The sequence below is a fragment of the Pseudomonas sp. 203-8 genome, from assembly GCF_020708595.1.
GTDB classification, from domain to species: domain Bacteria; phylum Pseudomonadota; class Gammaproteobacteria; order Pseudomonadales; family Pseudomonadaceae; genus Pseudomonas; species Pseudomonas aeruginosa.
The window spans coordinates 1-13,711 of the sequence record NZ_JAJFDF010000002.1 but is presented as its reverse complement, the minus strand read 5'-3'; the positions used below and the strand labels follow the sequence as shown (position 1 = coordinate 13,711).

The window sequence follows — 13,711 nt, the reverse complement described above, 5'->3', positions numbered from 1 at the left end:
GGCGGCTATGCCGTGCGGCTTTCGATTACCCGCACCAGGCTCGGCAGGCGTCCCTGCGGCAAGCCCAGGGCGGCGCCTTCGCGCTGCGGGTCGAGCACCAGGGTGGAGGCGAAGCCGCAGCGGGCGAAGGCCGCCTCGATTTCCGCGGCATTGCGGTAATGCAACGGATAGCTTCCCCGCGTCAGCCGCCCGATGATCCCCACTCCCCAGCGGATCTGCCGGTAACGCGGGTGCTCGCGGAGATCGGGATAGAGGTCGGTCAGGTAGGTGCCCTGGGGGAAGCGTTTAAGTTCGGTCGCCAGGCGACTCCAGAAGGCCTCGATCACCGGGCGCTGGAAATAGTTCACCAACCCCTCAGTGATCACCACCAGCGGGCGCTCGCGATCGAGCCCGGCGAACAGCGCGGCAAGGCTGCGCTCGCCGTCCTCGGCGAGGATATCCACAGCCGCCACCGCGTGCTCCGGGCCCAGCCAACCCTGCTCGCGGAGCAACGCCGCCTTGCGCGCGGCCATCGGCGGCAGGTCGGCCTCCAGGTAGCGCAACTGTGGATAGCGTTGCCGGAAGCGTCGCCCACGCGGCGAGAGCCCGCAGGCCATTTCCACCACCTGGACCACTCCCTCGCGTTCGACGGCCTGGGTCAGGCGCGCGTCGATCATGAGGTGTCTTTGTAACAGGAAATCCTCGATGTTCAGTCCGAAACCGAGCTGCGCGCCCCAGTTGATCGGCGCGACGAAGCCGTGTACCCAGCGGCCGAAGACGGTGGCGAAGGCCGGTTCGGCGAGTCGATGGCGGAACCAGACGTACCCGGTGTAATGGGCGCTGGGCGTGATGTGGGCACTGTCGACACGCTCTCGTTCAACCATGATTCAGGCTCTTGTTGTTATCATTCGCCAGCCTATGACTGCCATGGTCCCAGCGACAATCCCATGTCCCGCGATCCCATCCTTAGTTTGCCCTGGCCCGACGCCCGGCCACTCCCCGACACCTTCTTCGACCGCGATGCGTTGCTGGTCGCCCGCGAGCTGCTGGGCAAGGTGATCCGCCATCGCCAGGGCAATCTCTGGCTGGCGGCGCGAATCATCGAGACCGAGGCCTACTACCTGGAGGAGAAAGGCAGCCATGCCTCGCTCGGCTACACCGAGAAGCGCAAGGCACTGTTCCTCGACGGCGGGCACATCTATATGTATTACGCGCGCGGCGGCGACTCGCTGAACTTCAGCGCCGGCGGGCCGGGCAATGCGGTGCTGATCAAGTCCGGCCATCCCTGGCTGGATCGCATCAGCGACCACACGGCGCTGGAGCGGATGCAGAGCCTGAACCCGGACAGCCAGGGCCGGCCCCGCGAGATCGGCCGCCTGTGCGCCGGCCAGACCCTGCTGTGCAAGGCCATGGGGCTGAAGGTGCCGGAGTGGGACGCACAGCGCTTCGACCCGCAGCGACTGTTCGTCGACGATGTCGGCGAGCGCCCCAGCCAGGTGATCCAGGCCGCTCGGCTGGGCATTCCGAAGGGGCGCGACGAACACCTGCCGTACCGTTTCGTCGATGCCACCTTCGCCGCCTTCTGCACCCGCAACCCACTGCGCCGCGGCCAGGTCGCCGGGCGCGACTATCATCTACTCGGACATCAGGACCCGCACCTGCAATGAGTCTCGACAGCTTCAACGCCTGGATGGCCGCCAACCCCGAGTGGCTGGGGCTGGCCATCTTCCTCATCGCCTTCCTCGAATGCGCGGCCATCGTCGGTATCGTCCTCCCCGGCGTGGTGCTGCTGTTCGGCGTCGCGGTGATCGCCGGCAGCGGCGCCCTCGGCCTCGGCGAAACCCTGCTGCTGGCCTACGCCGGCGGGGTGCTGGGCGACCTCAGCTCGTACTGGATCGGCCGCCGCTTCCACCAGAACATCCGCCGCCTGCCCGGCCTGCGCAGCCATCCGCAGTGGATCACCGCCGCCGAGGTGTACTTCGAACGCTACGGTATCGCCAGCCTGCTGGTCGGCCGCTTCATCGGCGCCCTGCGACCGATGCTGCCGATGGTCGCCGGCATGCTCGACATGCCGTTCGGCCGTTTTCTCGGCGTTTCGCTGATCGCCGCCGCCGGCTGGGCGGTCGCCTACCTGTTGCCCGGCTGGGCCACCGGCGCAGCCCTGCGCCTGCCGTTGCCGGAAGGCTTCTGGAGCGAAGCCGGGATCGTCGCGGCCTGCCTGGCGGTGCTGGTCGGCGTGGTAGTCCAGGCCAGCCTGCGGCGCAAACGCTGGGCAACCGCTGTGGCGGCCGCGCTGAGCCTGGTCCTGCTGCTGGCGATGACCGTCGCCTGGCCGTACCTCCAGGACCTCGACCAGGGCCTGATGACGCTGGTCCAGGAGCATCGCAACGCCGACCTGAACCCGGTGATGGTGGTGGTCACCCGGCTCGGCGATTTCCGCACCCAGTTCATCGCCGGCGCGCTGCTCGGCGGTATCCTCCTGCTGACCCGGCAATGGCGTCCGGCCATCTTCGCCATCGGCACCCTGGTGGGTACCGCGCTGGCCAACCAGACCCTGAAGACCCTGTTCGCCCGCGCCCGCCCGGAAGTGCTGGCCGAACCGCTGAGCAGCTTCAGCTTCCCCAGCGGACACAGCTCGGCGTCCTTCGCCTTCTTCCTCACCCTGGGCGTCCTCGCCAGCCGCCAGCAACCGCCGCGCTGGCGCCTGACCTGGGTACTGCTGGCGGTGATCCCGTCGCTGAGCATCGCCCTGTCGCGGGTCTACCTTGGCGTGCACTGGCCGTCGGACATCGTCGCCGGCGCCCTGCTCGCCACTACGGTCTGCGCCGCCAGCCTGTGGCTGAGCCAGCGCCGCGAGTCGCTGCCGGCGCTGCCGCAACGGGTCTGGTGGCTGCTGTTGCCGGTCTGCGTGGCGACCCTGGCGATCGCCGCCGGCTGGGCCCTGCCGGAAGCCATTGCGCGCTACCGGCCGCTGTGAGGGTTGGCGCTCAGTCGATACCCAACTCGCCCTGCAGGTGCTCCAGCAGCACCTGGATCCGCGCCAGTTGCATCTGCGCGTCGGGCAGGGCGAGCAGTTCGAGCTTGCGTTCGGTATCGAACGGCAGCAGGTAGGCCAACTGGTTGGCCAGGTCCTGCTGGCCGCCGGGCTCGCCGCCCATCTCCAGCGCGGCCACCATCGGATGCTCGGCCAGCACGCTGAGCAACGCGGCGAGATCGTTGTGTTCGTAGGTCAGGGGTTGCTCCGGCAGGTCTTCGAACCACTCGATCTCGCCAACGCTGAGCTGGTCGGCCTGGACCTCCACCGACAGCACCTGGAAACGCCGACCGCCCTCCACGCGGATGCCCAGCAGGCCGTTCGGGCGCTGCTGCCAGTCGCGGACCGAGGCCTCGCAGCCGACCATCGCCAGGCGGCTCGGCGCTTCGCCGACCTCCCGCCCTTCGCCGATGGTCACCACGCCGAAACCGGTGCCCTGCTTCATGCAGCGGCTGATCATGTCCAGGTAGCGCGCCTCGAAGATCTGCAGGTCCAGGCGGCAACCGGGGAACAGCACGGCGTTGAGGGGAAACAACGGCAACTTCATCGCGACTCCTCGGGCATCGTCAGGCAACCAGCGCTACCGCCAACGGTAGCAGCACTGCGGTGGCAACGCCCATCAGGCTCATCGCCAGGGCGGCGAAGGCGCCGCACTCCTCGCCTTCCTGCAAGGCCCGCGAAGTGCCTACCGCGTGGGCCGTCATGCCCAGCGCCATGCCCTGCGCGGCGGGGTGCCGGACGCCGATGGCGCGCAGCAGCTCCGGCCCGAGGATCGCCCCGAGTACCCCGGTGATCAGTACGAACACGGCGGCCAGCGCCGCCACGCCGCCGATCTGGCTGGCCACCAGCATGGCGATCGGCGAGGTCACCGACTTCGGCGCCATGCTCATCAGCATCCGCGGCTCGGCACCGAACAACCAGCCGAATGCGATGCCCAGCACCGTCGCCAGCGTACCGGCGACCACCAGGGTCAGCAGGGTCGGCCAGAACAATTGTCGGATACGCCGCAGGTTGAGGAACAGCGGCACCGCCAGGGCCACCGTGGCGGGGCCGAGGAGAATGGTCAGGACCTTGGCGCTGGCACTGTATTCGTCGTAGTCGATGCCGCAAAGCAGCAGTACGCCGATCACCACCAGCATCGACACCAGCACCGGCTGCAGGAACACCCAGCGGGTCCGTTCATAGGCGGCCAGGGCCAACTGGTAGGCGCCCAGGGTCACGCCGACGCCGAACAGCGGATGGTGGATCACCGCCTCGAGGGCGGCCTGCCAGGCCATCAGGACTCCTCCCGGCGACGTTGCTGGCGATCGATGAGCTTCTGCATCATCCAGCCGGCGAACAGGAACGACAGCACCAGCGACAATACCAGCGCGCCGACGATGGCCCAGAAGTCGGCGGCGATCTCCCGCGCATAGGCCATCACCCCGACCGCCGCCGGCACCAGCAGCAGCGGCAGGTAGCGCAGCAACGAGCCGGCCGCCTCGTTGACCGGCTTGCCGACCTCGCCACGCGCCAGGAAATAACCGAACAGCAGCACCAGGCCGATGATCGGACCGGGCAGCATGGGCAACAACAGAACGTTCAGACCTGTGCCGAGCAACTGGAACAGCACCAGCCAGGTCAGACCACGAAGCAACATGGGCACCTCCAGCAAGGGCCGACCATTATGCCCAGCCCGCCGGGACATTGGCACGCTCCTCGCCTATCCATCAGTCGCAGTCGCGGCACCGCATGACGCGATATTCGCCAGGCCGATGGTTTCTTGACCCGGTCGCCAACGCGTGCTGATCTTCCTGCACCATGAGAACAACAGCCATCCTCCCGGAGGACTTATGCCATTCGTACCCGTAGCAGCGCTCAAGGACTATGTCGGCAAGGATCTCGGCCATTCCGAATGGCTCACCATCGACCAGGAGCGGGTCGACCAGTTCGCCGAATGCACCGGCGACCACCAGTTCATCCACGTCGATCCGGAGAAGGCGGCGAAGACGCCCTTCGGCGGCACCATCGCCCACGGTTTCCTGTCCCTGTCGCTGATCCCGAAGCTGATGGAAGGCCTGCTGGTGCTTCCCGAAGGACTGAAGATGGCGGTCAACTACGGCCTCGATACGGTGCGCTTCATCCAGCCGGTGCGGGTCGGCTCGCGGGTCCGCCTGGGCCTGACCCTGCTCGACGTCAACGAGAAGAATCCCGGCCAGTGGCTGATCAAGGCGCGCGCCACCCTGGAGATCGAAGGCCAGGAGAAACCCGCCTACATCGCCGAGACCCTCAGCCTCTGCTTCGTCTGAGCCCGCCCCAGCGAGCGCTGCCGTTCGCTTGACGGCCAGGCGCCTTCGCGCCCCTCTCCCCCCTTCCAAAAGCCCCCGCTCGCGGGGGCGCTCTGGGCCGGCAGGGAAATACCCTACTGCCAGGCAACGATTTTTCCGCCACACTGTCTCCCCTCCACCCTCGGACCGAACCACTCATCGGGAACGCCGCATGCTTCGCCCCGCCAGGTCTCTCTCGCTCTGCTCCGCCCTGGTCATCCTGCTCGCCGCCTGTGGCGAGGGCGAACCGCTGCTCCCGGCCGATGCGCGCCTGCCTGACGGCGCGCGCTATCGCGGCGAGCTGGTGGACGGGCGCCTGGAAGGCCAGGGCCGGCTGGACTACGACAACGGCGCCTGGTACGCCGGCCGCTTCGAGCATGGCCTGCTGCACGGCCATGGCACCTGGCAGGGCGCCGACGGCAGCCGCTACAGCGGTGGCTTCGCGGCCGGCCTGTTCGACGGTCAGGGACGCCTGGCGATGGCCGATGGCAGCGTCTACCAGGGCGGTTTCCGCCAGGGCCTGTTCGATGGCGAAGGCAGCCTGGAACAACAGGGCACTCGCTACCGCGGCGGTTTCCGCAAGGGCCTGTACAGCGGCCAGGGCACGCTGGACGGCAGCGATGGCAGCCGCTACCAGGGCAGCTTCCGCCAGGGCCGCCTGGAAGGCGAAGGCAGCTTCAGCGACAGCCAGGGCAACCAGTACGCCGGTACCTTCCGCGACGGGCAACTGAACGGCAAGGGGCGCTGGAGCGGGCCCGATGGCGACCGCTACGTCGGCCAGTTCAAGGACAACCAGTTCCATGGCCAGGGGCGCTACGAAAGCGCCAGCGGCGATGTCTGGATCGGCCGCTTCAGCGAAGGCGCGCTGAACGGCCCCGGCGAGCTTCTCGGCGCCGACGGCAGCCGCTACCGCGGCGGTTTCCAGTTCTGGCGCTTCCATGGCCAGGGCCTGCTCGAACAACTGGACGGCACCCGCTACGAAGGCGGCTTCGCCGCCGGCGCCTATGCCGGCCAAGGCACCCTGGACCGCGCCGACGGCAGCCGTGAGCAGGGACTCTGGGCCGACGGCAAGCGCATCCGCGACGCCGCCGGCAAGGCCCTGCCCGACACCCTGGAAATCGGCCTGTTGGCCCAGGGTCGCCTGCTCGACGAAGAACTGCGCAAGATCCCGGCCTCGACGCCGGCCAGCGAACTCTATGCCCTGAGCCTGGGCGGCGATGGCCGCCAGGGCGTGTTCCTGCGCGAGGCCGATTACGCCGGTGACCTGCTCGGCCAGCGTTTCGCCGCTCGTGGCGTGATTCGCCTGGTCAACCACCGCGACCACTTCGGCGACCGCCCGCTGGCTACCCGGGAAAGCCTGTCCCGCGCCGTGCGCACCCTGGCCGAACGCAGCGGGCCGGAAGACCTGGTCTTCATCTACCTGACCAGCCACGGCTCCAGCGACCACCAGTTGGCCCTGGACATGCCCGGCCTGAACCTCGGCGACCTGCCGGCCGCGGAACTGGCCGAACTGCTCGCGCCGCTGCGCCAGCGCGACAAGGTGCTGGTGGTATCGGCCTGCTACAGCGGGGGCTTCATCCCGCCGCTGAAAGACGAACGTACCCTGATCCTGACCGCCGCGCGTGCCGACCGGGTCTCGTTCGGCTGTTCCGACGACGCCGACTTCACCTATTTCGGCCGCGCCTTGCTGGCCAATGCGCTGAACCGCACCGACGATCTGTCCAAAGCGTTCGAACTGGCGAAAGAGGAAGTGCGTCAAAGGGAGAAGGAGGAAAGTTTCGAAGCTTCGGAACCGCAAGCCTGGTTACCGGAACGCGTGCTCGCGCACTGGCGGACGCTGCGGGGGCAGCAAGCCGAGCGCGCGCTCGCGTCCCGGGAAGGAAAAACCGGCGAGGGCGCGGCGGGCAAATAGATACGCCGCGCACTACGCTCATTGGTGTGGAAGGGGAGAAACACACATGCACTCGACGCCCAAGCGCGTTCTGCTCGCCGGCGCGACCGGTCTTACCGGCGAGCACCTGTTGGATCGGATATTGAGCGAGCCGACCCTGGCCAAGGTCATCGCCCCTGCCCGCAAGGCGCTGGCCGAGCATCCGCGGCTGGACAACCCGGTCGGCCCGCTGGCCGAGCTGCTGCCGCAACTCGACGGCAGCATCGATACCGCCTTCTGCTGCCTCGGCACCACGATCAAGGAAGCCGGCTCGGAGGAGGCCTTCCGCGCGGTCGATTTCGACCTGCCGCTGGCGGTGGGCAAGCGCGCGCTGGAGATGGGCGCCCGGCATTACCTGGTGGTCAGCGCCCTGGGCGCCGACGCCAAGTCGTCGATCTTCTACAACCGGGTCAAGGGCGAACTGGAGCAGGCCCTGCAGGAACAGGGCTGGCCACAACTGACCATCGCCCGGCCATCGCTGCTGTTCGGCCCGCGCGAGGAATTCCGCCTGGCCGAGATCCTCGCTGCGCCGATCGCCCGCATCCTTCCCGGCAAGTACCACGGCATCGAGGCCTGCGACCTGGCCCGCGCGCTCTGGCGCCTGGCGCTGGAGGAAGGCAAGGGCGTGCGCTTCGTCGAGTCCGACGAACTGCGCAAGCTGGGGAAATGAGCCTGGGGCGGATCCCGCCCTACATGCCGCCGCTGACGCCGAGGTTGAGGCCGATGGCGGTGGCCAGCGAGAACGGCAGCAACAGGGTGTCCAGCAGCGCGCTGCCCGGCAGGTCGAGCCCCGGATGGGCCGGCGCCTCCGCGCCGAAGCGTTCCATCGGGCAGCAGCCGCCGTGCAGGCTGTACCAGTCCAGCCGGGTGCCGGCGTAGACCACCGGCGCCCCTGGCTTGGCCGCATCCAGGGTGCGCACGGTGGCGCAACCGCCCATCTGCACCGCCAGGACCAGCAGCAGCACCCTACTCGTCGCTGACAAGGTGCTGTTCCCCCCAGCGCGGCAGCATATCCTGGGGAATCCCCAGGGTGTTGAGGATTCGCGCGACGACGAAGTCCACCAGGTCCTCCACCGATTGCGGCTGGTGGTAGAAGCCCGGCGCCGCCGGCAGGATCACCGCGCCGAGGTTGGACAGCTTGAGCATGTTTTCCAGGTGGATACTGGAGAACGGCGCCTCGCGCGGCACCAGCACCAGCGGCCGGCGCTCCTTCAGGGCGACATCGGCGGCGCGCTCGATGAGGTTGTTGCAGGCCCCCGTGGCGACCGCCGACAGGGTGCCGGTGGAACACGGGCAGATCACCATGGCATTGGGCGCGCTGGAGCCGGAGGCCGGCGGCGCCATCCAGTCGTTCTGGCCGAACACGCGGATCTGTCCGGCGGCGGCACCGCAATATTCGGTGAGGAAGGCCTGCATCGCCTGCGGCTTGGCCGGCAAGGCCACGTCGGTCTCGGTGGCCATCACCAGTTGCGCGGCCTTGGAGATCAGGAAGTGCACCTCGCGCTCTTCCTGCACCAGGCAATCGAGCAAGCGCAGGCCGTACTGGGCGCCGGAGGCGCCGGTCATCGCCAGGGTAATGCGTTCCGGACCGCTCATCGCGCCCCTCACTCGGCCAGCGCCGCGGCCAGCTTGCCGTGCAAGCCGCCGAAGCCGCCGTTGCTCATGATCACCACTTGCGCGCCGGGCCTGGCCTGCTGGCGCACCTGCTCGATGATCGCCTCCAGGGTATCGCAGACCTGCGACGGTATCGCGCATTGCGCGGCGGTGGCGGCCAGGTCCCAGCCCAGGTTCGGCGGCGCGTACCAGAGCACCTGGTCGGCCTGGCGCACGCTGTCCGGCAGGCCGTCGCGATGAGCGCCGAGCTTCATCGAGTTGGAACGCGGCTCGACGATGGCGATCACCTGGGTATCCGCGCCAACCTGCTTGCGCAGGCCGTCGAGGGTGGTGGCGATGGCGGTCGGATGGTGGGCGAAGTCGTCGTAGAGGGTCACGCCCCGGACCTCCGCGACCTTCTCCATGCGCCGCTTGACGTTGCGGAACTCGCTGAGCGCTGCCGCGCCCTGGCTGGGCACCACACCGACATGGCGCGCCGCCGCCAGGCTGGCGAGGGCGTTGGCGACGTTGTGCAGGCCGGTCAGCGGCCAGTCCACCTCGCCCTGGACGATGCCGTCGAACAGCACCTCGAAGCGCGAGCCGTCCTCGGCGAGCAGGCGCGCCTGCCACTGGCCGCCTTCGCCGGTGGTCTGCACCGGGGTCCAGCAGCCCATCCCGAGTACGCGCTCCAGGGCTTTCTCGGCGCTCGGGCGAATGATCAGGCCCTCGCCCGGCACGGTGCGCACCAGATGGTGGAACTGCCGCTCGATGGCCGCGAGGTCGGGGAAGATATCCGCGTGGTCGAATTCCAGGTTGTTCAGGATCGCCGTGCGCGGGCGGTAATGGACGAACTTCGAGCGCTTGTCGAAGAAAGCGCTGTCGTACTCGTCGGCCTCGACCACGAAGAACGGCGTACCGCCCAGGCGCGCCGAAACCCCGAAGTTCTGCGGCACCCCGCCGATCAGGAAGCCCGGGCTCATGCCGGCGTGCTCCAGGACCCAGGCGAGCATGCTGGTGGTGGTGGTCTTGCCGTGGGTACCGGCCACCGCCAGCACCCAGCGTCCTTGCAGCACGTGGTCGGCCAGCCACTGCGGGCCGGAAACGTAGGGCAGGCCCTTGTTCAGGACATGCTCCACCGCCGGATTGCCGCGCGACAGGGCGTTGCCGATCACTACCAGGTCCGGCGCCGGCTCCAGGTGGGCCGGATCGTAGCCCTGCATCAACTCGATGCCCTGGGCTTGCAGTTGGGTGCTCATGGGGGGGTAGACGTTGGCGTCGGAACCGGTCACCCGGTGGCCCAGTTCCTTGGCCAGCACGGCCAGCGAGCCCATGAAGGTCCCGCAGATGCCGAGTACGTGGATGTGCATGCAGACTCCTGCAGATCAAGCCGTCGAAGGCGCTGTGAATGGGCGGCAGATTAGCACAGCGGAGGCGCCGGCCGCCCGGCGTCGCGGCATCAGACGACGCGGCGTCGGCGGGGTTCCCGCCGGCCTCGCGGCGGCCCGCCTGGAGCCGTCCCGCCCGTCAGGCCTGGCCGCGCACCAGGCCGTGCCGGCGCAGCTTGCGATACAGGGTGTTGCGGCTGATCCCCAGTTGCTCGGCCACCCGGCTCACGTGCCAGCGCTGGCCGTCCAGCGCCGCCAGCAACGCGGCTCGCTCGGCGTCGTCCAGGCTGTTGCCCGCGGCCGGGGCGGGCGCCGCTGCGGCGGGCGGCAGCGCCGCCAGGGCCTGGCGGATATCCGCGGGCAGGTCGCGCAGGCCGACCCGGCCGTCCTCGCAGAGTGCCACCAGGGTCCGCAGCACCGTGCGCATCTGCCGGACGTTGCCCGGCCAGCGGTAGGCCAGCAGGCCCTGGCGAACCTCGCCGTCGAGCTGGATGCGCTGGCCCCTGGCTTCCTCGGCCAGCAGGTAGTCCAGCAGCTCCTCGCGGTCGCTGCGCTCGCGCAGCGGCGGCAGGCTCACGACCATGCCATTGAGGCGGTAGTAGAGATCCTCGCGGAAGCGTCCATCGGCGACCAGCTCGGCCAGGTCGCGGTGGGTAGCGCTGATCAGGCGCACGTCGACATCCTCTGGCTCGCCGCCCAGCGGTACTACCCGACGCTCTTCCAGCACCCGCAGCAGGCGGGTCTGCAAGGCCAGCGGCATGTCGCCGATCTCGTCGAGGAACAGGGTGCCGCCGTCAGCCTGCTGCAACTTGCCGCGCATGCCCTCCTTGCGCGCGCCGGTGAAGCTGCCGCCGCGATAACCGAACAGTTCGCTCTCGATCAGGGTTTCCGGGATCGCCGCGCAGTTCAGCGCGACGAACGCCTGTTCCGCGCGCGGGCCGGCCAGGTGCACGGCCTTGGCGAAGGCCTCCTTGCCGGAACCGGTCTCGCCGTTGAGCAGCAGCGGCACGTCGCGCGCGTAGACCTTCAGCGCCCGGCGGAAATCGGCGGCCAGCTCGGCGTCGCCCAGGCACAGGCCGGGCGCGGCAGGCGCCGGCTTCGCTGCCGTGGGCACCGCCAGGCCCTGGGGTATCGCCCGCGGCGCGCCGCGCAGCATGGCGTACAGGGTCCGTCCCTCGCGGGTGCGCAGCGGCCAGCTGGCGCTGGGTTGCGGCGAGGCGCGACCGAGCAGGTCGTCGAGACAGCAATCGAAGAAGGTCTCCACCGGCTGGCCGAGCAGGCGCTGGCGCGGACAACCGAGCAGGTTCAGCGCGCTCTGGTTCACCGCGCGGATCCGCCCGTCTTCCTCGAAGGCCAGCAGCCCTTCGCTGAACAGGCCGACATAGTCGCCCTGGACATGGAAGCGCAGCAGCCAGGAGCCCTCGAAGCGACGGAGGAAATAGCAGCCCTCGATGATCTTCGCCGACAGGTTGACCAGCGCCATGGTGTGGAACTGGCTCTGCCGCGAGACTTCCTGGCGCGCCGAAGACACGTCGAGCACCGCCATCAGCTCGCCCTGCGGATCGAACACCGGGCTCGCCGAGCAGGTCAGGCCGGTGTGGCGGCTACGGAAGTGCTCTTCCTGCTGGATGGTCAGGGCCTGCCGCTCGACCACGCAGGTGCCGATGCCGTTGGTGCCTTCGCAGGGCTCGCTCCAGTCGGCGCCGAGCCAGAGGCCGGCGTGTTCGAAGGTCTGGCGCTGGGCGTCGGCGTTGACGCAATTGAGGATCACCCCGCGGGCATCGGTGAGCAGTACCGCGTGGTCGTTGCCGGACAGCTGCTGGTAGAGGCTGTGCATCTCGCCATCGGCGATCTCCAGCACCTGTTGCAGGCGCTCGCGGCGTTCGAGCATGCGCGCGTGCTCCAGCACCATCGGCGCCATCGGCTGGCCGGGATCGAGATGGTGCTGTTCCAGGCAGCGCAGCCAGGAGCGGGCGATGGACGGATCGGTCGCAGGGCCGCCCGGCGGGATCTTGCCCTGGGCGACGGTCAGCACTTGCCGCGCGTGGCGGCTCATGGAACTGGCAGGCATTGTTATGGTTCTCCGCGAGGGACGGGCCGTCTCTTGCCTGGGCGCGGTGGATCGGTCCGCGACTCTCAGGACGGCTATCGGTGCAGCATCCAACAGGCCGGGGCGCAATGCAACGACGGACTGACCGATGAGTCATGAGCTGCGCCGAAAACGGTACAGAGTGTCACTCACGAGCGTCCCGCCCGCGTGACAGGGAGCGTTCGCAAGCTCCCCTGCGAAACCTCCAGGACGCTCTACTCCGGGCCTTTCGCCACTCTGGCCCGGCCCTTGCTCCAGGCTTACGACAAGCGCGACAGCGCGTCCTCCCCTAATAAGCACAAGAGCCAGGAGATACCATCATGCGTTACGCCCATCCCGGTAGCGAAGGCGCCATCGTTTCCTTCAAGGCCCGCTACGGCAACTACATCGGCGGCGAGTTCGTGCCTCCGGTCAAGGGCCAGTACTTCACCAACACCTCGCCGGTGAACGGCCAGCCGATCGCCGAGTTCCCCCGTTCCACCGCCGAGGACATCGACAAGGCCCTCGACGCCGCCCACGCCGCCGCCGACGCCTGGGGCCGCACCTCGGTGCAGGAGCGCTCGAACATCCTGCTGAAGATCGCCGACCGCATCGAGCAGAACCTGGAACTGCTCGCCGTCACCGAGACCTGGGACAACGGCAAGGCCGTGCGCGAGACCCTCAACGCCGACATCCCCCTGGCCGCCGACCACTTCCGCTACTTCGCCGGCTGCATCCGCGCCCAGGAAGGCTCCGCCGCCGAGATCAACGACAGCACCGTGGCCTACCACATCCACGAGCCCTTGGGCGTGGTCGGGCAGATCATCCCGTGGAACTTCCCGCTGCTGATGGCCGCCTGGAAGCTGGCCCCGGCGCTGGCCGCCGGCAACTGCGTGGTGCTCAAGCCGGCCGAGCAGACCCCGCTGGGCATCTGCGTGCTGCTGGAACTCATCGGCGACCTGCTGCCGCCGGGCGTGCTCAACGTCGTCCAGGGCTTCGGCAGGGAGGCCGGCGAGGCCCTGGCCACCAGCAAGCGCATCGCCAAGATCGCCTTCACCGGTTCCACCCCGGTCGGCTCGCACATCCTCAAGTGCGCGGCGGAGAACATCATTCCCTCCACCGTCGAGCTGGGCGGCAAGAGCCCGAACATCTATTTCGAAGACATCATGCAGGCCGAGCCGGCGTTCATCGAGAAGGCCGCCGAGGGCCTGGTGCTGGCCTTCTTCAACCAGGGCGAGGTGTGCACCTGCCCGTCCCGCGCGCTGGTCCAGGAGTCGATCTACCCGGCGTTCATGGAAGAGGTGCTGAAAAAGGTCAGGGCGATCAAGCGCGGCGACCCGCTGGACACCGAGACCATGGTCGGCGCCCAGGCTTCCCAGCAGCAGTACGAGAAGATCCTCTCCTACCTCGACATCG

General features: G+C 68.7%; 14 protein-coding genes. 6 read left to right on the top strand and 8 right to left on the bottom strand.

What is annotated here, in order from left to right; genetic code table 11:
• Positions 1 to 5: 5 nt before the first annotated feature.
• A complete protein-coding gene (locus tag LJF27_RS03560) occupies positions 6 to 863 on the bottom strand; it encodes a class I SAM-dependent methyltransferase (RefSeq protein WP_003093206.1) in 858 nt (285 codons plus the stop codon).
• Positions 864 to 926: 63 nt separating this feature from the next.
• On the opposite strand from LJF27_RS03560, the gene LJF27_RS03555 reads away from it, so the two are divergent.
• Both LJF27_RS03555 and LJF27_RS03550 read left to right on the top strand, forming a co-directional pair.
• Entirely contained in the window at positions 927 to 1,646 is a 720-nt protein-coding gene (locus tag LJF27_RS03555) for a DNA-3-methyladenine glycosylase (RefSeq protein ID WP_003100299.1), read from the top strand.
• Positions 1,643 to 2,956 carry a bifunctional DedA family/phosphatase PAP2 family protein gene (locus tag LJF27_RS03550; protein WP_003100297.1) on the top strand — a complete coding sequence of 438 codons (1,314 nt, stop codon included), beginning with the start codon at positions 1,643 to 1,645 and terminating at the stop codon, positions 2,954 to 2,956. Before LJF27_RS03555 ends, LJF27_RS03550 begins: the two co-directional genes overlap by 4 nt.
• A gap of 10 nt (positions 2,957 to 2,966) precedes the next feature.
• On the opposite strand, the gene LJF27_RS03545 is transcribed toward LJF27_RS03550, so the two are convergent.
• The 3 genes from LJF27_RS03545 to LJF27_RS03535 are packed head-to-tail and all read right to left on the bottom strand — an operon-like array spanning position 2,967 to position 4,652.
• Positions 2,967 to 3,560: an LON peptidase substrate-binding domain-containing protein gene (locus tag LJF27_RS03545; protein ID WP_003093212.1), complete on the bottom strand. Its 594-nt coding sequence runs from the start codon at positions 3,558 to 3,560 to the stop codon at positions 2,967 to 2,969.
• Positions 3,561 to 3,579: 19 nt separating this feature from the next.
• Positions 3,580 to 4,290, bottom strand: a complete 711-nt coding sequence (locus LJF27_RS03540; protein WP_003093214.1) for an LrgB family protein — start codon at positions 4,288 to 4,290, stop codon at positions 3,580 to 3,582.
• Positions 4,290 to 4,652 carry a CidA/LrgA family protein gene (locus LJF27_RS03535; RefSeq protein ID WP_003100294.1) on the bottom strand — a complete coding sequence of 121 codons (363 nt, stop codon included), beginning with the start codon at positions 4,650 to 4,652 and terminating at the stop codon, positions 4,290 to 4,292. The genes LJF27_RS03540 and LJF27_RS03535 overlap by 1 nt, the downstream gene beginning before the upstream one ends.
• Positions 4,653 to 4,845: 193 nt before the next feature.
• Between LJF27_RS03535 and LJF27_RS03530 the strand changes: the two genes are divergently transcribed.
• The 3 genes from LJF27_RS03530 (at position 4,846) to LJF27_RS03520 (ending at position 7,919) form a co-directional block, all read left to right on the top strand.
• Entirely contained in the window at positions 4,846 to 5,301 is a 456-nt protein-coding gene (locus LJF27_RS03530; protein WP_003093220.1) for a MaoC family dehydratase, read from the top strand.
• A 190-nt stretch (positions 5,302 to 5,491) separates the two neighbouring features.
• On the top strand, positions 5,492 to 7,231 hold the full coding sequence (locus LJF27_RS03525; RefSeq protein WP_023117170.1) for a C13 family peptidase: 1,740 nt from the start codon (positions 5,492 to 5,494) through the stop codon (positions 7,229 to 7,231).
• Between the two features lie 46 nt (positions 7,232 to 7,277).
• Positions 7,278 to 7,919: an oxidoreductase gene (locus tag LJF27_RS03520; protein ID WP_003100290.1), complete on the top strand. Its 642-nt coding sequence runs from the start codon at positions 7,278 to 7,280 to the stop codon at positions 7,917 to 7,919.
• A 19-nt stretch (positions 7,920 to 7,938) separates the two neighbouring features.
• On the opposite strand, the gene LJF27_RS03515 is transcribed toward LJF27_RS03520, so the two are convergent.
• The 4 genes from LJF27_RS03515 to eatR form a co-directional block, all read right to left on the bottom strand.
• Positions 7,939 to 8,187, bottom strand: a complete 249-nt coding sequence (locus LJF27_RS03515; RefSeq protein WP_042159398.1) for a YceK/YidQ family lipoprotein — start codon at positions 8,185 to 8,187, stop codon at positions 7,939 to 7,941.
• 28 nt (positions 8,188 to 8,215) lie between these two features.
• Complete coding sequence (ubiX, locus tag LJF27_RS03510) at positions 8,216 to 8,845, bottom strand: flavin prenyltransferase UbiX (protein WP_003093227.1); 630 nt, start codon at positions 8,843 to 8,845, stop codon at positions 8,216 to 8,218.
• A gap of 8 nt (positions 8,846 to 8,853) precedes the next feature.
• A complete protein-coding gene (gene mpl / locus LJF27_RS03505; protein ID WP_003124067.1) occupies positions 8,854 to 10,209 on the bottom strand; it encodes a UDP-N-acetylmuramate:L-alanyl-gamma-D-glutamyl-meso-diaminopimelate ligase in 1,356 nt (451 codons plus the stop codon).
• A 157-nt stretch (positions 10,210 to 10,366) separates the two neighbouring features.
• A complete protein-coding gene (gene eatR, locus LJF27_RS03500) occupies positions 10,367 to 12,298 on the bottom strand; it encodes a sigma-54-dependent transcriptional regulator EatR (protein ID WP_023102856.1) in 1,932 nt (643 codons plus the stop codon).
• A gap of 338 nt (positions 12,299 to 12,636) precedes the next feature.
• Here eatR and LJF27_RS03495 point away from each other — a divergent pair.
• Positions 12,637 to 13,711, top strand: a 1,075-nt coding sequence (locus LJF27_RS03495; RefSeq protein ID WP_195799178.1) for an aldehyde dehydrogenase family protein, incomplete at its 3' end; no start/stop codon positions are given.

Coding starts and splice junctions, on each gene's coding strand:
- LJF27_RS03560 (WP_003093206.1), bottom strand. CDS start 863: ATGGTTGAACGAGAGCGTGTCGACAGTGCCCACATCACGCCCAGCGCC.
- LJF27_RS03555 (WP_003100299.1), top strand. CDS start 927: ATGTCCCGCGATCCCATCCTTAGTTTGCCCTGGCCCGACGCCCGGCCA.
- LJF27_RS03550 (WP_003100297.1), top strand. CDS start 1,643: ATGAGTCTCGACAGCTTCAACGCCTGGATGGCCGCCAACCCCGAGTGG.
- LJF27_RS03545 (WP_003093212.1), bottom strand. CDS start 3,560: ATGAAGTTGCCGTTGTTTCCCCTCAACGCCGTGCTGTTCCCCGGTTGC.
- LJF27_RS03540 (WP_003093214.1), bottom strand. CDS start 4,290: ATGGCCTGGCAGGCCGCCCTCGAGGCGGTGATCCACCATCCGCTGTTC.
- LJF27_RS03535 (WP_003100294.1), bottom strand. CDS start 4,652: ATGTTGCTTCGTGGTCTGACCTGGCTGGTGCTGTTCCAGTTGCTCGGC.
- LJF27_RS03530 (WP_003093220.1), top strand. CDS start 4,846: ATGCCATTCGTACCCGTAGCAGCGCTCAAGGACTATGTCGGCAAGGAT.
- LJF27_RS03525 (WP_023117170.1), top strand. CDS start 5,492: ATGCTTCGCCCCGCCAGGTCTCTCTCGCTCTGCTCCGCCCTGGTCATC.
- LJF27_RS03520 (WP_003100290.1), top strand. CDS start 7,278: ATGCACTCGACGCCCAAGCGCGTTCTGCTCGCCGGCGCGACCGGTCTT.
- LJF27_RS03515 (WP_042159398.1), bottom strand. CDS start 8,187: ATGGGCGGTTGCGCCACCGTGCGCACCCTGGATGCGGCCAAGCCAGGG.
- ubiX (WP_003093227.1), bottom strand. CDS start 8,845: ATGAGCGGTCCGGAACGCATTACCCTGGCGATGACCGGCGCCTCCGGC.
- mpl (WP_003124067.1), bottom strand. CDS start 10,209: ATGCACATCCACGTACTCGGCATCTGCGGGACCTTCATGGGCTCGCTG.
- eatR (WP_023102856.1), bottom strand. CDS start 12,298: ATGCCTGCCAGTTCCATGAGCCGCCACGCGCGGCAAGTGCTGACCGTC.